The sequence below is a fragment of the Enterococcus sp. AMC2644 genome (assembly GCF_058216475.1).
Genome location: NZ_CM177095.1, coordinates 726,131 through 744,889, shown reverse-complemented (window position 1 = coordinate 744,889; position 18,759 = coordinate 726,131). Strand labels below are relative to the sequence as shown.

Annotated in this window: 21 protein-coding genes; 8 read left to right on the top strand and 13 right to left on the bottom strand. The window is 34.6% G+C overall.

Translation table 11 applies throughout. The features are described 5' to 3' along the window. The first annotated feature begins 101 nt into the window (after nt 1–101). The 4 genes from AC4BC5_RS03665 to AC4BC5_RS03650 all read left to right on the top strand — a co-directional run bounded on the left by AC4BC5_RS03665 (nt 102) and on the right by AC4BC5_RS03650 (nt 4,821). A complete protein-coding gene (locus AC4BC5_RS03665) occupies nt 102–479 on the top strand; it encodes a MerR family transcriptional regulator (RefSeq protein ID WP_207941417.1) in 378 nt (125 codons plus the stop codon). 51 nt (nt 480–530) lie between these two features. Continuing rightward, complete coding sequence (gene glnA, locus AC4BC5_RS03660) at nt 531–1,871, top strand: type I glutamate--ammonia ligase (RefSeq protein WP_490496827.1); 1,341 nt, start codon at nt 531–533, stop codon at nt 1,869–1,871. A 239-nt stretch (nt 1,872–2,110) separates the two neighbouring features. After that, nucleotides 2,111–3,712 carry a CTP synthase gene (pyrG, locus tag AC4BC5_RS03655; RefSeq protein WP_490496826.1) on the top strand — a complete coding sequence of 534 codons (1,602 nt, stop codon included), beginning with the start codon at nt 2,111–2,113 and terminating at the stop codon, nt 3,710–3,712. Nucleotides 3,713–3,951: 239 nt separating this feature from the next. Then, nucleotides 3,952–4,821: a class II fructose-bisphosphate aldolase gene (locus AC4BC5_RS03650; protein ID WP_490496825.1), complete on the top strand. Its 870-nt coding sequence runs from the start codon at nt 3,952–3,954 to the stop codon at nt 4,819–4,821. A 69-nt stretch (nt 4,822–4,890) separates the two neighbouring features. On the opposite strand, the gene AC4BC5_RS03645 is transcribed toward AC4BC5_RS03650, so the two are convergent. Then, nucleotides 4,891–5,268, bottom strand: a complete 378-nt coding sequence (locus AC4BC5_RS03645) for a hypothetical protein (protein WP_490496824.1) — start codon at nt 5,266–5,268, stop codon at nt 4,891–4,893. Between the two features lie 168 nt (nt 5,269–5,436). On the opposite strand from AC4BC5_RS03645, the gene murA reads away from it, so the two are divergent. The 3 genes from murA to AC4BC5_RS03630 all read left to right on the top strand — a co-directional run bounded on the left by murA (nt 5,437) and on the right by AC4BC5_RS03630 (nt 8,352). Further along, nucleotides 5,437–6,696 (top strand): UDP-N-acetylglucosamine 1-carboxyvinyltransferase, encoded by a 1,260-nt coding sequence (gene murA, locus AC4BC5_RS03640; protein ID WP_490496823.1) that lies wholly within the window; start codon nt 5,437–5,439, stop codon nt 6,694–6,696. Nucleotides 6,697–6,698: 2 nt separating this feature from the next. Continuing rightward, complete coding sequence (rho, locus tag AC4BC5_RS03635; RefSeq protein WP_490496822.1) at nt 6,699–7,994, top strand: transcription termination factor Rho; 1,296 nt, start codon at nt 6,699–6,701, stop codon at nt 7,992–7,994. Nucleotides 7,995–8,088: 94 nt separating this feature from the next. Further along, nucleotides 8,089–8,352, top strand: a complete 264-nt coding sequence (locus tag AC4BC5_RS03630; protein ID WP_490496821.1) for a type B 50S ribosomal protein L31 — start codon at nt 8,089–8,091, stop codon at nt 8,350–8,352. A 16-nt stretch (nt 8,353–8,368) separates the two neighbouring features. On the opposite strand, the gene AC4BC5_RS03625 is transcribed toward AC4BC5_RS03630, so the two are convergent. The 3 genes from AC4BC5_RS03625 to AC4BC5_RS03615 all read right to left on the bottom strand — a co-directional run bounded on the left by AC4BC5_RS03625 (nt 8,369) and on the right by AC4BC5_RS03615 (nt 9,977). Continuing rightward, nucleotides 8,369–8,848 (bottom strand): tyrosine-type recombinase/integrase, encoded by a 480-nt coding sequence (locus AC4BC5_RS03625; RefSeq protein WP_490496819.1) that lies wholly within the window; start codon nt 8,846–8,848, stop codon nt 8,369–8,371. Then, nucleotides 8,829–9,602 (bottom strand): tyrosine-type recombinase/integrase, encoded by a 774-nt coding sequence (locus AC4BC5_RS03620; RefSeq protein WP_490496818.1) that lies wholly within the window; start codon nt 9,600–9,602, stop codon nt 8,829–8,831. Before AC4BC5_RS03620 ends, AC4BC5_RS03625 begins: the two co-directional genes overlap by 20 nt. 108 nt (nt 9,603–9,710) lie before the next feature. Then, entirely contained in the window at nt 9,711–9,977 is a 267-nt protein-coding gene (locus AC4BC5_RS03615; protein WP_490496817.1) for a DNA-binding protein, read from the bottom strand. A gap of 162 nt (nt 9,978–10,139) precedes the next feature. Between AC4BC5_RS03615 and AC4BC5_RS03610 the strand changes: the two genes are divergently transcribed. Then, on the top strand, nt 10,140–10,355 hold the full coding sequence (locus AC4BC5_RS03610) for a helix-turn-helix domain-containing protein (RefSeq protein ID WP_490496816.1): 216 nt from the start codon (nt 10,140–10,142) through the stop codon (nt 10,353–10,355). Between the two features lie 402 nt (nt 10,356–10,757). Here the strand turns inward: AC4BC5_RS03610 and AC4BC5_RS03605 are convergent, their stop codons facing one another. From AC4BC5_RS03605 to AC4BC5_RS03565, 9 genes are all read right to left on the bottom strand, one after another. Further along, on the bottom strand, nt 10,758–10,988 hold the full coding sequence (locus AC4BC5_RS03605) for a helix-turn-helix domain-containing protein (RefSeq protein ID WP_490496814.1): 231 nt from the start codon (nt 10,986–10,988) through the stop codon (nt 10,758–10,760). Between the two features lie 138 nt (nt 10,989–11,126). Continuing rightward, nucleotides 11,127–11,930 (bottom strand): tyrosine-protein phosphatase, encoded by an 804-nt coding sequence (locus AC4BC5_RS03600; RefSeq protein WP_490496812.1) that lies wholly within the window; start codon nt 11,928–11,930, stop codon nt 11,127–11,129. Between the two features lie 11 nt (nt 11,931–11,941). Continuing rightward, on the bottom strand, nt 11,942–13,561 hold the full coding sequence (locus AC4BC5_RS03595; protein ID WP_490496811.1) for a glucose PTS transporter subunit IIA: 1,620 nt from the start codon (nt 13,559–13,561) through the stop codon (nt 11,942–11,944). Nucleotides 13,562–13,686: 125 nt separating this feature from the next. Further along, nucleotides 13,687–13,824, bottom strand: a complete 138-nt coding sequence (locus tag AC4BC5_RS03590) for a PTS sugar transporter subunit IIB (protein WP_490496809.1) — start codon at nt 13,822–13,824, stop codon at nt 13,687–13,689. A 239-nt stretch (nt 13,825–14,063) separates the two neighbouring features. Then, entirely contained in the window at nt 14,064–14,900 is an 837-nt protein-coding gene (locus AC4BC5_RS03585) for a MurR/RpiR family transcriptional regulator (protein ID WP_490496808.1), read from the bottom strand. 125 nt (nt 14,901–15,025) lie between these two features. Next, complete coding sequence (locus AC4BC5_RS03580; protein WP_490496807.1) at nt 15,026–15,625, bottom strand: YczE/YyaS/YitT family protein; 600 nt, start codon at nt 15,623–15,625, stop codon at nt 15,026–15,028. An 88-nt stretch (nt 15,626–15,713) separates the two neighbouring features. Next, nucleotides 15,714–16,379, bottom strand: coding sequence for a cyclase family protein (locus AC4BC5_RS03575; RefSeq protein ID WP_490496806.1), 666 nt, complete (start codon nt 16,377–16,379; stop codon nt 15,714–15,716). A 29-nt stretch (nt 16,380–16,408) separates the two neighbouring features. Continuing rightward, nucleotides 16,409–17,275 (bottom strand): arginase family protein, encoded by an 867-nt coding sequence (locus tag AC4BC5_RS03570; protein ID WP_490496805.1) that lies wholly within the window; start codon nt 17,273–17,275, stop codon nt 16,409–16,411. Nucleotides 17,276–17,323: 48 nt separating this feature from the next. Further along, complete coding sequence (locus AC4BC5_RS03565) at nt 17,324–18,748, bottom strand: glycoside hydrolase family 1 protein (protein ID WP_490496804.1); 1,425 nt, start codon at nt 18,746–18,748, stop codon at nt 17,324–17,326. Nucleotides 18,749–18,759 lie beyond the last annotated feature (11 nt).

Sequence of the window (18,759 nt, the reverse complement as noted above, 5' to 3'; positions counted from 1 at the left end):
GTAAGAAAATGTAACATAGAGGGTTGACATATGATGTGTCTCTTGCTATATTTACTCTAGATTCAACAGCAATTCATTAAACAGAAGAGAGGGGAGACGCTATGCGAGAAAAAGAACTTCGACGTTCCATGTCAGTTTTTCCAATTGGTACAGTTATGAAACTAACTGATTTGACCGCACGCCAAATTCGTTACTACGAAGAACAAAATTTAATTCATCCAGAACGAAGCGAAGGAAATCGCCGGATGTATTCATTAAATGATATTGATATTTTGTTAGAAATTAAAGATTATCTCTCTGACGGACTGAATATGGCTGGAATCAAACGAGTTTATGAAATGAAAAAAGCGGAAGAACAAGCAGCTCGAGATAAACAACCGCTAACAGATAAAGATGTTCGCCGTATTTTCTATGATGAGATTTTATCTCAAGGTGGATTAAATCATTCACAGCATTTTCCGAATGGACCACATTTATAATTATTGCTGAAGCGCTACACTTAAACAAAAATAAAGGACGGGATTATTATTATGCCAAGAGTGGAATACACTGCAGAACAAATTAAACAAATTGCAAAAGAAGAAAATGTACGCTTTTTACGTTTGATGTTTACAGATATCATGGGAACAATCAAAAACGTAGAAGTTCCAATTAGTCAATTAGACAAAGTTTTAGATAATAAAATGATGTTTGATGGTTCTTCAATTGAAGGATTTGTCCGTATTGAAGAAAGCGATATGTACTTATATCCAGATCCAACTACATGGATGATCTTCCCTTGGGAAACAGACCATGGGAAAGTTGCACGTTTAATTTGTGATGTATACAATCCAGATGGTACTCCATTTGCAGGCGATCCACGTGGAAATTTAAAACGTTCATTAAAAAATATGCATGACCTAGGCTTTACTTCATTTAACTTAGGTCCAGAACCAGAATTCTTCTTATTCAAATTAGATGAAAATGGTGAAATCACAACAGATTTAAATGACAAAGGTGGTTACTTTGACTTTGCCCCAACAGATATGGGGGAAAATTGTCGTCGTGATATCGTATTAGAGTTAGAAAGAATGGGATTTGAAGTAGAAGCATCTCACCATGAGACAGCTCCTGGTCAACATGAAATTGATTTCAAATACGCAGAAGTTATTGAAGCGTGTGATAATATTCAAACGTTTAAACTAGTCGTAAAAACAATTGCTAGAAAACACGGATTACACGCAACATTTATGCCTAAACCATTGTTTGGTATTGCTGGTTCAGGAATGCATTGTAATATGTCTTTATTTAAAGGAGATGAAAATGTCTTCTTCGATGAAAATGCTGAGTTACAACTAAGTGAAACAGCTTATCAATTCTTAGCTGGTTTGGTTGAACATGCACGTGCCTATACAGCAGTATGTAATCCAACAGTTAACTCTTATAAACGCTTGATTCCAGGATTTGAAGCACCAGTCTATGTTGCATGGTCTGGACACAATCGTTCGCCATTAATCCGTGTACCAGAATCTCGTGGTTTATCTACACGTTTAGAATTACGTTCTGTCGACCCATCAGCTAATCCGTATTTAGCAATGGCTGTCTTGTTAGAAGCCGGTTTAGACGGCATTCGTCGTGGCTTAACACCACCATCAGCAGTTGATCGTAATATTTATGTAATGACAGAAGAAGAACGTGAAGCAGCGCAAATTTATGATTTGCCTTCAACGCTTCATAATGCTTTAAAACAATTACGTAAAGATCAAACAATTGTTGATGCATTAGGAGAACATATCTATGGAAACTTTGTAGAAGCAAAACGCATGGAATGGGCTGCGTATCGTCAATCAGTTTCTGAGTGGGAAAGAGAACAATATTTAGAACTTTATTAATAACAGGAAGTCGAAAGAAGTCATTACTGGCTTCTTTCGGCTTTTTCAGAAATTTTTCTGAAAAAAACAAATGTAACGATTGACAAATTGCTCGAAAGTGTTTATCATACTGTTTGGGCACTCTTTTGAAGAGTCGATTCATTCGTTTATATGCTCCCTATTCGAGTTATTACTTGAGTAGGGAGCTTTTTATATTTTTAGTGCAACCCTTTAAAAAATAACGCGAAGGAGTTTTATTTATGACAAAATATATTTTTGTAACTGGCGGTGTCGTTTCTTCGATTGGGAAAGGAATTGTTGCAGCATCACTAGGACGTTTATTGAAAAATCGTGGATTGAATGTAACAATTCAAAAGTTTGATCCTTATATTAACGTTGATCCAGGAACTATGAGTCCGTACCAGCATGGAGAAGTTTTTGTAACAGATGATGGAGCGGAAACTGATTTGGATTTAGGTCATTATGAACGTTTTATTGACATTAATCTAAATAAATACTCCAATGTGACTACAGGAAAAGTTTATTCTGAAGTATTACGCAAAGAACGTAAAGGTGAATACCTGGGAGCGACAGTTCAAGTTATTCCTCATATTACCAATGAAATCAAAGATAAAATTATGCGAGCAGCTACCACTACAGATGCAGATATCATCATTACAGAAGTTGGTGGAACGGTTGGTGACATTGAGTCTTTACCATTTCTAGAAGCATTACGTCAAATGAAAGCTGATGTAGGTAGTGATAATGTATTGTATATTCATACAACGTTGATTCCTTACTTAAAAGCTGCTGGAGAAATGAAAACAAAACCAACACAACATAGTGTCAAAGAACTACGTAGTTTAGGTATTCAACCAAACATTTTAGTCGTCCGTACGGAACAACCAGTTTCTCAAGGAACAAAAGACAAGCTAGCCCAGTTTTGTGATGTTGCTTCAGAAGCCGTTATTGAATCATTAGATGTCGATACATTGTATTCAATTCCATTGAATTTACAAAGACAAGGGATGGATCAAATTGTGTGCGACTACTTGAAAATTGATGCTCCAAAAGCAGATATGACTGAATGGCAAGCATTAGAAACCAAAGTATTGAATTTGAAGAAGTCTGTTCGCATTGCTTTAGTTGGTAAATATGTTGAATTGCCAGATGCTTATTTATCTGTTGTAGAGTCCTTAAAACATGCTGGCTTTGCTGATGATGCAGACATTGAAATTGATTGGGTGAATGCTGCTGAAATTACTCGTGAAAATGTGTCAACCTATTTAAAAGAAGCAGACGGTATTCTAGTACCAGGTGGTTTTGGAGATCGTGGTATCGAAGGTAAAATTGAGGCAATTCGTTATGCTCGTGAAAATGATGTCCCATTCTTAGGGATTTGTTTGGGTATGCAACTAGCTTGTGTCGAATTTGCTCGTAATGTTGTTGGTTTAGATGGCGCTCATTCAGCAGAAACAGATCCAAATACGCCACATAATATTATCGATTTAATGGCAGATCAAGAAAATATTGAAAATTTAGGTGGTACCTTGCGTTTAGGTTTATATCCTTGCCGATTAGAAGCAGGAACTAAAACAGCCGCAGCTTATAACAATGAAACGGTCGTTCAAGAACGTCATCGTCATCGTTATGAGTTTAACAATGATTACCGTCAGCAATTTGAAGAAAATGGTTTAGTTTTCGCAGGTGTGTCACCTGATAATCGTTTAGTGGAGATTGTTGAACTTCCAGAAAATAAATTTTTTGTGGCATGTCAGTTCCATCCTGAATTAATTTCTCGTCCAAACCGTCCACAACGTTTAATTCAAGCATTTGTTGATGCTTCATTAAAAAATAAATAAAAAATGATGTGAGAAAGATTGTTTTTTTTAGTTATTTAAAAAGGATAAATTTGTAGTATTAATCACATTCTTTCAGAAAATTTTCTGGCTTTATACCTATTTTAAAAAAATAAAAAGTGAGAAATCTAGAGAAATGCATAGTTTTAGTAGAAAAATCTATAAATATTTGCTAAAATGATAGCGTTGGTTAAGCAAGTCTTAACAAATAAAGTTTTTATAAAACTTAGGAGGAAATTATTATGCCATTAGTATCAGGTACTGAAATCTTTAAGGCAGCTCGTAAAGGCGGCTATGCTGTAGGTGCGTACAATACAAACAACTTAGAATGGACTCAAGCTATTCTTGAGGCTGCTCAAACTAAAAACGCTCCAGTATTAATCCAAACTTCTATGGGTGCTGCTAAATACATGGGTGGTTACAAATTAATCGTTCACATGGTTGAAGATTTAATTGAATCAATGAACATCACTGTGCCAGTAGTATTGCACTTAGACCACGGTTCATATGAAGATGCATTAGAATGTATCGAAGCTGGTTACACTTCAGTTATGTTTGATGGTTCTCACTTACCATTCGAAGAAAACTTGAAATTAGCTAAAGACGTTGTTGAAAAAGCACATGCTAAAGGTGTTTCTGTAGAATGTGAAGTTGGTTCAATCGGCGGAGAAGAAGATGGAATCATCGGTTCTGGCGAATTAGCTGATATCGATGAATGTGTACAAATGGTTAACACTGGTATTGACTTCTTAGCATGTGGTATTGGTAACATCCACGGTGCTTACCCAGAAAACTGGGCTGGTTTAGCATTTGACCACTTACAAGCTATCGCTGATGCTGTAGGCCAAGATGTACCATTAGTATTACATGGTGGATCAGGTATCCCTCAAGAACAAATTGAAAAAGCAATTTCAATGGGTGTTTCTAAAATTAACGTTAACACTGAATTCCAATTATCATTTGCTAAAGCAACTCGTGAATACATCGAAGCTGGCAAAGATTTAGAAGGAAAAGGTTTTGACCCTCGTAAATTATTAGCACCAGGTAAAGCTGCTATCGTTAAAGATGCAATCGAACATATCGAATGGTTCGGTTCAGCTGACAAAGCTTAATTAAACTTTAAATCCCTTAGGACGTCTGTTCTAAGGGATTTTTATTTGTTGATAGTGTTGTGTAATTAATCATGCGAATACTTGAAAAGAAGAATACGGTGGTAAATTATCTGGGGCAAGATAAATTTCAAGATAATCTGGCTGAACATATATTTTATGTTGTTCAGTAAAAAGAAAGTCGGTGGGCGACCGATGAACAGTGGTGTGAATCGTATATTGAAACAACTTTTGTCCGTGAATGATAACTAATAAAAATTCTAAAACTAGACTAGAACCCAATTGTGAAATTAGTTGGGAGTTGATCGGTTCCACTAGTAGTGTTTGTGACTGCTGAAAATGCTGGCGTTTCAGCTCATTTTGTAATTGTTCCAGCGCCTTCACGTTTTCGATAAAAATGGAACAATAAATATCACCATTTTGTTCTTTTAGAATACGTCGTCGTGACATAAAGTTCCTCCTTTACAGTGAAATGATTTATTTTATAGTAACAAATTTTTTAAACGTTGCCTATGCTTCAAGTAAAGAAGAGCGGTATCGTCTTTTTTATTCTTATTAATTATGGTAAAATCAAAGATGATGTATCTATAAATATGAAAAACAAATAGGTGAAAATATATGAAAAAAATAGTCATTCATGGGAATCGACCATTATCTGGAGAAGTAACAATTAGTGGGGCAAAAAACAGTGCAGTAGCATTGATTCCAGCAGCGATTTTAGCTGATTCTCCAGTAACTTTGGAAGGCGTACCAGATATTCAAGATGTGCATTCATTAATTGAAATTTTAGAAATTATGGGTGTTAAAACAAACTTTGCGAACAATGAGTTAGAAATAGATCCAACAGGGATTGTATCTATTCCAATGCCAAGTGGAAAAATTAATAGCTTACGTGCTTCTTATTACTTTATGGGCGCATTACTTGGCAAGTTTGGGGAAGGTGTCGTTGGTCTACCAGGCGGATGTTACTTAGGTCCACGCCCAATTAACCTGCACGTGAAAGGTTTTGAAGCTTTAGGTGCAGAAGTAACAAATGAGCATGGTGCGATGTATTTACGTGCACCAGAAGAAGGGTTAAAAGGGGACCGTATTTTCTTAGATATGGTATCAATTGGTGCAACTATCAATATTATGTTAGCTGCTGTAAAAGCAGAAGGTCGTACAATTATTGAGAATGCAGCGAGAGAACCAGAAATTATTGATGTAGCAACGTTATTAAATAATATGGGTGCTAAAATTCGTGGTGCGGGTACGGATGAAATTCGGATTGAAGGAGTAAAAGAATTACACGGTTGTCGTCATTCAATTATTCCAGACCGTATTGAAGCAGGCACATATCTATCATTAGCTGCAGCAGTTGGTGAGGGAATTACTGTTAAAAATGTGATTTATGAGCACCTAGATAGTTTTATTTCCAAGTTAGAAGAAATTGGTGTGGCAATGGATATCAGCGAAGATAGTATTTATGTCCATCCTTCAAAAAATTTAAAACCAGCCATCGTAAAAACCTATCCATATCCAGGGTTTGCGACAGACTTACAACAACCAATCACACCAATATTGTTAAAAGCTCAAGGTAAATCAGAAATCACAGATACGATATATCAACAACGTGTCAATCATATCCCTGAGTTAGTTCGGATGGGCGCAACAGCTTCAATTGAGGGAAATATGATGTTTGTGGAAGGTCCAAGTGAATTACGTGGCGCAGAAGTAGTTGCTTCTGATTTACGTGCGGGTGCTTGTTTAGTTATTGCTGGTTTGATGGCAGAAGGAACAACCAAAATTAGCAAGGTAGAATATATTTTACGCGGTTATGACAATATTATTGAGAAATTAACGGCTTTAGGTGCCAAAATCGAGATGGTAGAGGAGTAAATATGAGCGACTATTTAACAATGGCGGAGTTAGATCATAAAACATTAAAAGAAATCTATACGTACGCAAAAGAATTCAAAATTCCTTATTATAGTCAAATGAATAAAAAAGAATTATCTTTAGCAGTTATTCGTGCGCAAGCCGAAAAGCAAGGCTTTTTCTACATGGAAGGAATTCTAGATATTGTTGGCCAAGAAGGTTACGGCTTTTTACGCCCGATTAATTATGGCCCAAGTGCCGAAGATATTTATATTTCTAGTTCGCAAATTCGTCGTTTTGGCTTACGAAATGGAGATAAGGTTGCTGGAAAAGCAAGACCTCCAAAAGAATCAGAGCGTTATTATGGCTTGATGCATGTAGAAAGCGTCAATGGGAAAAACCCAGAAGAAGCCAAAGAACGTCCGCATTTTCCAGCATTAACCCCATTATATCCAGAAAAACAAATCAAATTAGAAACAACGAAAGGTCGTCTTTCTACACGGATGATTGACATGTTTTCACCAGTCGGGTTTGGGCAGCGTGGATTAATTGTTGCACCACCTAAAGCAGGGAAAACAAGTATTTTAAAAGAGATGGCTAACGGAATTACAGAAAATTATCCAGAAGTTGAATTAATTGTGTTACTTATTGATGAACGTCCAGAAGAAGTGACGGACTTAGAACGTAGTGTAAAAGGTGATGTTGTTTCGTCTACATTCGATTTGCAACCAAATAATCATACACGTGTTGCTGAACTGGTTCTAGAACGTGCCATGCGTTTAGTAGAAGACAAACGTGATGTTGTTATTTTGATGGATAGTATTACACGTTTAGCACGTGCTTATAACTTAGTCGTACCGCCAAGTGGGCGTACACTAAGCGGAGGGATTGATCCAGCTGCCTTGTACAAACCGAAAAAGTTTTTTGGTGCGGCACGTAATATTGAAGAAGGCGGAAGTTTAACGATTCTAGCGACTGCTTTAGTCGATACAGGGAGTCGAATGGATGATGTGATTTACGAAGAGTTTAAAGGAACCGGCAATATGGAACTACAATTGTCACGTAATCTAGCTGAGCGCCGTATTTTCCCTGCCATTGATTTGAAGAAATCAAGTACGCGTAAAGAAGAATTGCTTATGTCTAGTGAACAACTAGAAGAAACATGGCGTCTACGTAACCATATGACAGGTGACTCACTTGAATACACAGACCAATTCATCCAATTCTTGAAAAAAACTAAAAATAATCAAGAATTCCTTGCAGCATTCCATGATGTGACGTTTAATGAAAAAAGAGTCAAAAGAAATGTAAAAAGATAATTGCAAATGATTTTAACTCATGTTAAGATAGTAACGTTGTAAACAAATCAACTCTGACTCAGCAAATGATTCAGGGCAAAGGAGAGAAAACGAAATGAAAGAAAGCATCCATCCAGATTACCATCCAGTAGTGTTTTTAGACTCAACAACAGGTTTTAAATTCTTGTCAGGATCAACTAAATCTTCACAAGAAACAATCGAATGGGAAGACGGCAATACTTATCCAGTAATCCGTGTCGAAGTTACTTCTGACTCACATCCATTCTACACTGGACGTCAAAAATTCACTCAAGCAGACGGACGCGTGGACCGTTTCAACAAAAAATACGGTCTCAAAGACGCAAACGCTGCGGAATAAGACAAACGTTGATTTATCAACTTTTAGCAGACTTCATTACAGGTGGAGTCTGCTCTTTTTTCGTTTTGACCATCCTTTTGACCATCCCATCTTCTTCCTCGTGCAACTTATTCATATAATCGGCAAAACGATCTGCCGTTTCTTCTTTTTTCTGTTCACTCACATGGGCGTAAATATCCATGGTAGTTCGAACATCCGTATGACCCAAACGAACTTGTACTTCTTTGATAGAAGCTCCTGATTCAAACAATAAACTACAATGCGTATGACGAAAACCATGAACAGTCATATACTTTAACTTATTTTCTTTCAGTATTTTAGTTAAATTATGATTTAAGAAATCTAGGTAATACGGTTTATTTTCTTCTGTCGTGAAAAGAAGTTGTGCGCCATTTTCCACAGGTTTTCTGCCTGTTTTTAAAAAGAAGGCTTTTTGTTTAAGAATCCATTGTCGAAAGATTGATAAAGTTTGATTATCAATCGAAATAGTTCGCAAACTTTTTTCTGTTTTTTGGGGTTTGGAAAGCTAATTTCCAATCTTCAACAGTCGTTAATGTTTGCCTAACAGAAAGGGTTCCTCGTTTGAAATCAATGTCTTTCCATCGTAAAGCTAGTAATTCACCTTTACGTAAACCTGTAAAAGCTAAAATATGAAACATTGGGTACAATGGATCAGGATATTCTTTAGCAATTTGCAAGAAGGATAGAACTTCTGCTTTCGTATAGAAGGGAGCCGTATATTTTTCTTCATCAATTTGTTTTTGTCTCTTTGGTCGAATAACGCCTTCCATTGGATTTCTACGAATCAATCGTAAGCTTTTGGCGTATTGAAAAATGGAGTTTGTCATACCAATCAGATTAGAATACTTTTTGTAATAGGAATACCAATGATTGACTTGTTTCTGACAATACGGAATAGAGATTTTAGAAATTCTCCATTCACCAAATAGTGGAAGAATATGCTTGTTTAATGCGACTCTTTGAACAACATAGGTACTTTCTTTGACCGTATTTTTATATTGTTCAAACCACTCTAAAGCGATATCCGAAAACAATCGGTTAGACTCGATGACAAGATCATCTTCTTGTGCGAGCAACTGTAAACGTGCTGCTTCTTGTTTGGCTGCTTTTTGGGTTTTGAATCCTCGCTTGGTTGTTGTTTTCTTCTTTCCAGTAAGCGGATCAACGCCTAAATAGACTTTAACCAGATAAGCAGTAGACCCATTCTTTTTTGTATATTTTTTAATCATGGGAGTTCTCCTTTGAATGATTCGCCAGTATATCAAAGGGAAATCGTTTTTCCTCCTTCCATACTGGTATCATAGGCGGATTGGTGTAAATCGTCAAACTTAAACTTTTCAGTGATGTAAGAAATCTTTGATATCATCGCGATCAAAACGAGCTTCTTTTCCAAAAGGGATGACTTTTAATCCTGAGGCAATCCACTGGTTTAATCGGTCATCACCAATACGTAATCTTTTTTTGACTTGTTTACGATTCGGATAGGGTGGTAAGTCACTGACAGAAGAAAATTTTGTTGATTGTTCTTCAATTCGCTGTAGTATCTGTTCGGTTAAAGCTTCGATTATTTCACTATTGTCTTCTAATGAAATTTCAATTTTCATTTCATCACCTCGTTTAAGAAAGTTTAAAAACCTATCTATTTTTGTGTTTTTGGCTCTCCCCTATCAAAAATTCCGCCAGACCACTATAGTACCCTTGAAATAAGCTTGAAAACCACTACAGTGGCATGTTAAAATTTTCTATGAAAAGGAGGCTAATCCCTTATGAAACAGGGTATCGCAGACATTCATTTAATTCGTAAAGTTTTGAAAGAAAAAACAGCAAAAGAACTTTCTGACCACACAGGTATCAGTTTAAGTTCCATCAAAAAATGGAAAAGCGGCGAGCGATCCATTGAAAAAATGAATCTGGGCGACGCTATTAAACTGACAGATTTTGCATCTAACAATTCAAAGGCAGAAATCAGCATCTGGTCTTAGTAACAGGTGTATAAATCTTTGTAACAATCGGTAGTACTCATAATCAGACGGTCTGGGAAGACACACAGAAATCTCATCTCTTCTCATACGTGGAGAGCTACCCAATGCGGTGAGGCGTTCAAGGTAGGTGTATCATTATCCAGCTTAGAGATCCTCGCACTTCCATTTTCCCAAAATGAAAGCTGTAACCAAAGTATGGGTCGCTCCTTTCAATTGAAAATCATTGCGCACTTCCTTACATCGCTTCTTCTAAAACAGAACGTATCTAATTATGCTATTTAGTTGTCAAGGAACAGAAGGCTTACTAGCCCATGAAAATTTGCTGAAACCAGTAAACTTTCATGGAATAATAAACAATCGAGGAAGTGTGAGAGGTTGACCACACCTCCACGAAGGACGAAACTATTGGATCTTAAATGCAAGGATTTTTGTAATCAAACGCGTTTCAAGACGAGCAGATAATACTTCGTCTACCACCAGATGTTTTTGACCAACTTCATCTATTAGTAGTCGGAAGGAACGATGTATTACATACGGACGAAAATGTTCTTTAATCTGATTAATTGCTACTATATCACCATCAATTGCCTGTACAATCACTTCAAAAGGTACTCTGGGATAGGGTGTCTTCATTGTGCAACCTCCTTCATGAATTTTCGAATCAAACGTAATGCTTTGTGTCGATGTTCGTTTACAGTCGAGCGACTTAATCCCATCAAATTGAGTAATTTGAATTAAATTATTAATCCATTTTAAGTTGAGAGTATGATTTTAATAATGTTCAGTAAACTTTTCTTTTAGTTTCATCTGTTGTTGTTCATCAAAAAGTAATCCTTCTCTAAGGTAGTTATCAAAATCACCGTATATTCGCTCTATTTCTTGAAAAGCGGTATCTAACCATTCTTCTTTTACAATCAATAGACATCTTAACTGTTCTAGCAATTTTTGGTCATGTGTCACAGTTTTAAACGCATTCATCTTTCTCATAATCTCTTGTTTTTTATACTCATTTGATAATAAGTATTCCTCATATATTTTTACTTTAGGTACTCCCAAAGCTCCCATTATAACCACGCAACCAAACCCTGTACGGTCTTTACCACCACGACAATGTTGGAGAATAGCTACGTCAGGAGCGTTTAAATGCACTTCAAGCATATCTGAAAAAACTTTTCTATTTACTGGACTATTTACAAACGATTTCATTAATTCGTACATTTGTTGGTCTACAGTATATAAATCATCTATTTCTCCGTCCATTATTTTTATTAAAGTTGTTTTTCTTTGAGTGCTATTTGTTTCTTGTGAAGCAACTTCAGCTATCTTTGCTTTTGGAGAAAAGTTGTGAAAATTAACTCCAGTAATTAATTTATCTGGTTCAAAGAAAATTTCATCAGGTGTTCTAAAATCTATTATCTCTCTAATATTCAGTTTTTCAAAAAGATATTTTTGTTCTAAGGTAGTTAAGTTGCAAAGTGCATCACTTCTGTAAAGAACCTCTTTTTTTACAAAGTATTGTTCGTTTATTTTATATCCACCATAGTCTCTAAAGTTATTTAACGATGTTATACTCATTTATCAAACTCCTATTTCATTTCTAGTATTTCTTGCCCAGGAGTAATACTAGAAAGTTTTTCCTCTGTCAAATGATACACTGTTTTAAAATTACCTAGTTCAGTACAAATAACTAAAATACTAGGATCGTAACCAGCTTTTACAATTTCATCAGTATTCATTTCTATTAATAAATCTCCGTTTTTAACAACTCTTCCTACTTCACAGTATGATTTGAAAAACTTTCCTTTAAGTTCAACTGTATCAATACCTGCATGGATTAATACTGAAGATCCATTCATTGCTCGAATACCAACTGCGTGATTTGTAAAGAAAATAGATTCTATTTGCCCATCTACAGGTGAATATATCTTGTTATCGGATGGTTTTATTGCAACCCCATCGCCTAACATTTTTTTTGAAAATGTCTCATCTTTTACATCATTCAATGAATAGATATGTCCAGAAGTTGGACTAGTAATTTTCATTGTGCCATTGGTATTTTCATAGTTCTTGTTTTTTTCTCGCATTGTTGTTTTTTCCACTTTTCCATCTGTAAACTCAACATAATCTTCAAGTTTAAAGAAAGTATTACTTAGGAAAACTGTTGAAATTATGGTTGTTGCTAGTCCTACAAATAGTCCCACCATAATACTAGCAGGTCCATTTTCCATAAAGGCTGGCATTGTTACAAAATTGTTTGGAACACTCATCGCTAGGGAAGCAGCACCCATTGTTGCACCAATAGCACCTCCTATAGCACCTCCAAGAATTGTACCAATCAAAGCAGCTTTGTATTTAAAAATGACACCGTACAATGCAGGTTCTGTAATTCCCATATATCCTGAAATTGCAGCAGAAACAGCTATTTGTTTATTTTTTTTATTTTTAGTAAGGAAGATGGCAGTAAATGCTGCTGTAGCTTGACATAAGGTACTTATATAATTGATAGGAGATATTTTATTTATACCGAAAGTTTCCATTTGTACAACTTGTAATGGTCGAACAGCGTTATGCATTCCAACTAACACTAATACTGGCCGTGTACCTCCAATAAATGCGCCTGCCAACCAAGGAACAGTTACAAACAACCATTCAATAGCACTACCCAAGTAGTTACTCAAATAAGTGGTTAAAGGAGCTATGGCGACTAATGTAAACGGCATCATAATCATATATGTTAGAGACGGTGCAAAAACAATACGAATAGTTGGTGGTAATTTTTCTGTGAAAAAATTATAAACAAACTTCATTACATAGACTGCTACAATGACAGGAATAATTGACGAACTGTAATTGATATATGGTAAATCCACAATGCCGAATAAATTCATTGCAGGTTCTCCTACATTGTTTACGATGTTGGGGTGTAGCATAACTGCAGTTAGTCCAAGAGCCATATAAGGATTGGTATCAATTCTGTTAGCAGTACTAAGAGCTACCATGAATGGAATAAAATACATTCCACAACTTCCCATAGTAGTTAGTATAACAACGATATTGGACTCTTCGCTAATACCAAAACTTACAAGAAGTGCTCGAATTCCTAATATAATCCCACACCCAATTATTGCCGGTAACATGGCTGATAGAATAGAGGATAGGAAATCTAATAATCTACTAAACCAATTCCCTTTCTTGTCTATAGGCATATTGGTTTCTTTATCAGAAGAATTGATTGATGGGTAAATATCTAGTATTACTTTATAAATCTTACCAACATCGCCTCCTATGATTATTTGACATTGATTTCCTTTAGTTTGAACACCAATAACATCTAATTTTTCAAGACTTTTTTGTTTACCTTAGACATATCATTAACCGAAAATCGTAACCGGGTCATACAGTGAACTAGTGATTGAATATTTCCAACTCCTCCAACAAGATCAACAATTTTTTTTGCTAACTCTTTCATATTTTTAACTCCTTGCTTACATAAACCCTTAGAATATTTTTTAGGCATTTAAAATCAATTTAATTTTTCTAATACCTAAAACAAAGAATAGCATATAACTTTCCATTTACAATATAGCGCTATCATTTGTATCTCAGAGTATCAATATTTCTATTTTTTTATGTTAAAAATTAGGTCTAGAGGTTCTAAAAACAAAAAATACAAAGGATTTACGTATAGTATTTCCTTTGTATTTTAATTTAATCAATCATTTTTGACTTTTTTACATCAAGTGAAAAACTAATATTTTGTTCGAAATTTTTTGTTAAAATCGAAGAAAATATTACATCAAGAACATAATTTAATGCAATATATGAAGTCAATATCTCCATACTCAATATAAGTTCGTTTTGAGGTACATCAATATATTCATTACATAATTTTTTTAATTTCTGAGATCCAGTACCACCAAGTCCAACAATATAGCCATTATTTTTTGACAAGTAAGAGGCTATTTTTTGCATAGATGAATTTCTACCAGTAAAGGAAAGTAGTAGGGCAACAGTGTTATTTTTTTGGGTTGATTGTATATAATGTTCATTTACACCTGAATGTGCAAAACAATTTATTCCGATTGTTTGAAATTTAAATGTTGCTGTGAGTGCACAACTATACGTAATGCCACTTCCATAGATATCCAATTGATTGCAATTTTTAATTTTTCTAATAACTTCTTCTAATACTTCGTTGTTAAGAGATATTTTAGTTCCGTGTATAGCTTTATCATAAATTGAAGGTAGAATATTGATAATTTCTGTAAGTGAAGTATCTTTGTGAAAAGGTTCTCGGTCTAGCAATGCTTGAAGACGAGAACGTTCCATCATTTCTATTTCAATCCTTCGTTTAAATTCATCATAACTATTTATACCAATTTTTCTACATAATCGAAAAATAAGACTTTTACTGACAAATGCTTTTTTACCTAATTCACTGGCAGTAAGATTTGAAATTTCAAAAGGATGTGACAAGACGTAATCCGCAAGCAGTGCTTCATTGGTTGTGAATCCTTTTTTTTCATCCAATAATTTTAAAATCATGTAATCACCATCTTTCTAGAAAATATGGAAAATATCACTTGAATTGTATACTAATGTTTAATGAAATATGTTAGTTTTTATTGTATTACTTCTAATTGATACAATAAGATAAAACAAAAAGGCAATCAATCTGGTTTAAACAGTTTAAACAGTACTTTTTTATGATAGAAAGCAATTAATGGCCCCACTGATACTGCAAAAATAGCGGTTCCAATATTAATTGGTCCACCCAGAATCAATGCCATAATAGCTATTACTGAATCTAAAATCACTCTATATTTTGCAGGATTCCCTTTTAATTTATCACTTAGAACAAAAGCAACAGAATCATAGGGTAACATTCCTACATTACATTTTATATAAAGTGCGGAACCAAAAGCCATAATCAACATTCCTACTATAAATATAATTGGGCTAGTAATGAGATTAAGATTAACTGTTAGAGTGTTAGGAACTAACCAGTTAAAGAATTGAAGAAGGTAGCCTAAAATTACCATAGGAATAATTGTTCCTATTCCAATATTTTCTCGCTTAAATACAAATACAAAAATTCCAAAAAATAATTGGGATAATAATACAATAGTTCCTAGAGATATGTTGAAAATATTAGATAATGCAACGCTAAATGCATTAAACGGGTCTATTCCTAAACCAGTCAAATTACACATTGCAGTACCTAGAGCCATTAACGTATTTCCCAATATTAAAATCAGTAATCTATTCATATGAATCCTTTCAAATTATAATGAAGAAAAAGGATATTTGATGTATTAACAAAGTATCCTTTTTCTATATGCAGTTGTGAAAATTTATTTAATTTTCGTTATCATTTACTTTTACATAAGCTCTTACTGGAAAACTAGACATAGCAATTCTAGGAGGTACGGCGGATAGCAAAGCTCCTTTTTCTGGAACTAAATCAAGATTCTTCATATCTTCACACACAATGGCTGAAGCATCTAAGATAACTTGATGAACAGGATTTCCTTTTTCTAAATTATTAACATAATCATCAATTAGTGGTGTGTCAATTCCGATAAATCCTACTCCTTTAGCTATCAACCACTTTGCAGCTTCTAAAGACAAATAGGGTGGATTGTCTCCATATGCAGGAGTATCGTATTTTTTATCATAACCTGTATGAAGGAGGACTGCACTATCAGTTAAATTTTCCTTTTCGAGATGACTAAAATCTTTTAAACTAAAGTAATCTTTATTATTCCCTAAGTGAACGACAAACGTTGTTAAATCAACTAGTTTTTCTAATGGTATATCACCAATTTTTTCTCTTCCTGCAAAAGCATGATAGGGAGCATCGATATAAGTACCACTGATATTTACCATTTTTAAAAAATCAAGAAAACCAGAATCATTTGAATTCTCTTTCCGTTCCATAAATGTTGAAATTTCCACTGGTGGCATTCCTGGATACGAAACAGAGCCATGCTCAATATAGTGATTAAGTTCGATAAATTTCATTTTATTCCTCCAAAACTCTTAAACAAGAATTAATCTTTAAAAATTGAAATTTCAGATAAACTCTTTCTTAAGTTAAGTGCATCCCAAGGCATATGTTCAGTGATACTTAGGCCTACGATTTCAGAATCATTAGATACGTCATTTAAGACACGTACAATTTGATTTAAAGTCATTTTCCCAATAGCAGCTCCAAAGCTTTCCAAGTAAGGTTCTGCTGGGTAAATAGATCGATAATCTACAGGTGTTAGTACATCTAAATCGAAATGTACAGCAAGATATTCAATATCATTTGCTTTTAGCCATTCAGTAATCTTTGATGAATCCTCTTGTAAGTCTTCTGGAGTGGTATAATTGATTTTAAGACGATTCACTTCTTGATCTCGTGGACGTAATTCATCATAAATTAATCCTGCAAGCATTACTTCATTTGGCTTAAATTTATTCTTTACTTTAGATGCAAATTGGGGAGCACCTTTTCCTAGTAAGTTTCCTAAAATCATTTCATGATCTCTGGAAGAATCTTTAATGGTGGCTACATCAGGATGAGCATCCAACCATAAAATTCCTAATTTTTCTTTATATTTACCTTTTAGATAATCAAATGGAGCTTGAGAAATAGAACAGTCGCCACCTAAAGTGATTACCTTATCAGGTTTTTCTCTATCTAAGATTTCATTTGTTTCATCAAGTTGTTTAAATAATGCAGATTCTCCTTCGATACCATTTTCAATTGGAAGCTCTGTATTAAAGTCTTGATCTACATTCACTTCGAAAAGTTTACTATTCTTATTTTGAGGAATAATGTGCGATAATAACTCTGCTCCAAAAGCATAGTCAGGATTATTCCCTCCTTGCCATTGTGGTAATAATATTCGGATTGTTTTATTTTCACTCATAAAATTCGTCTCCTTAAATCATAGTTCTATTTTTTTCTAAGTTTTAAACTACTGAAATAATTTAGCACCTTGTGTTTCTATTACTTCCTTATACCAATTAAAACTTTTTTTCTTATATCTTTCTAAGGTGCCAGTACCATCGTTATGTTTGTCTACATAAATATATCCATAACGTTTTGCCATTTCTGAAAAAGTATTACTAACAACATCAATCGGGCCCCAGCTAGTGTACCCTAGTAATTCTACACCATCTTGAATTGCTTCATAGACTTGTTGAAGATGGGCTTTCAAATATTCTATTCTATAATCATCCTCAACTGTAAAGCTACCTTGACCATCAGGAATCAGTTTATCTTTTGCACCTAATCCATTTTCAACAATGAATAGAGGCAATTGGTAGCGATCGTAAAACATATTTAGTCCATATCTCAACCCTTTAGGATCGATTTGCCAACCCCAATCAGATGCTTCTAAATAAGGATTTTTAACACCACTTTTCACATTTCCTACTTCTTTTAGAACACTTTCATCTGCTGTGGCACAATAGGACATGTAATAGCTAAATGAAATATAATCCACAGTATTCTCTTTCATTAGTTCTAAGTCGTCATCAGCAAATTCAATTTTTATATTGTTTTCTTTGAAGAAACGTTTCATATAAGCAGGATATTCTCCGCGAGCATGTACATCGGCAAAGAATAAAGTTTCTCTATCTCGTTGTACGGCTTCCCATATATCATCAGGATTTGGTGTTAATGGGTAATGAGGACTGTTTGCTACCATACAACCAATCATAAAGTCTGGATTAATTTCATGACCGATTTTAGTAGCTAAAGCACTAGCAACAAATTGGTGATGAATTGCTTGATACAATACTTGTTTATCAACTTCATCTGGTTTGGCATTAATCCCGGCACCATTAAATGGGGCATCTAGAACAACATTAATTTCATTAAAGGTAATCCAATAGCGTACTTTATCCTTATATCTTGTATACACAGTTCGTACAAATTTTTCATAGAAATCAATCATTTTACGATTGGTCCATCCACCATATTCTAAAGCTAAGTGTAGTGGAATCTCAAAATGGACTAAGGTAATTAATGGTTCAATTCCATATTTTGCTATTTCGTCAATAAGATCATCATAGAATTGCAAACCTTTTTCATTTGGTTGATCTTCATCACCATCTGGAAAGATTCTAGCCCATGAAAGTGAGATTCTTAAAACTTTAAATCCCATTTCTGCAAACATCTTTACATCTTCTTTATAACGATGGTAAAAATCAATTGCTTCTTTTTTCAAATAATCGTCTAATGGGGGGATAACAATATCGCTAAAAACACCATAGGGCATAGCATCTCCAGTGGTCCATTTTTTTCCATCTTCTAATGTTGCACCCTCGCATTGACTTGCTGCAAGAGCACCTCCCCAAAGAAAATCTCTGGGAAACTCTTTTGTAATGTTCGTCATAAGACTAGAAC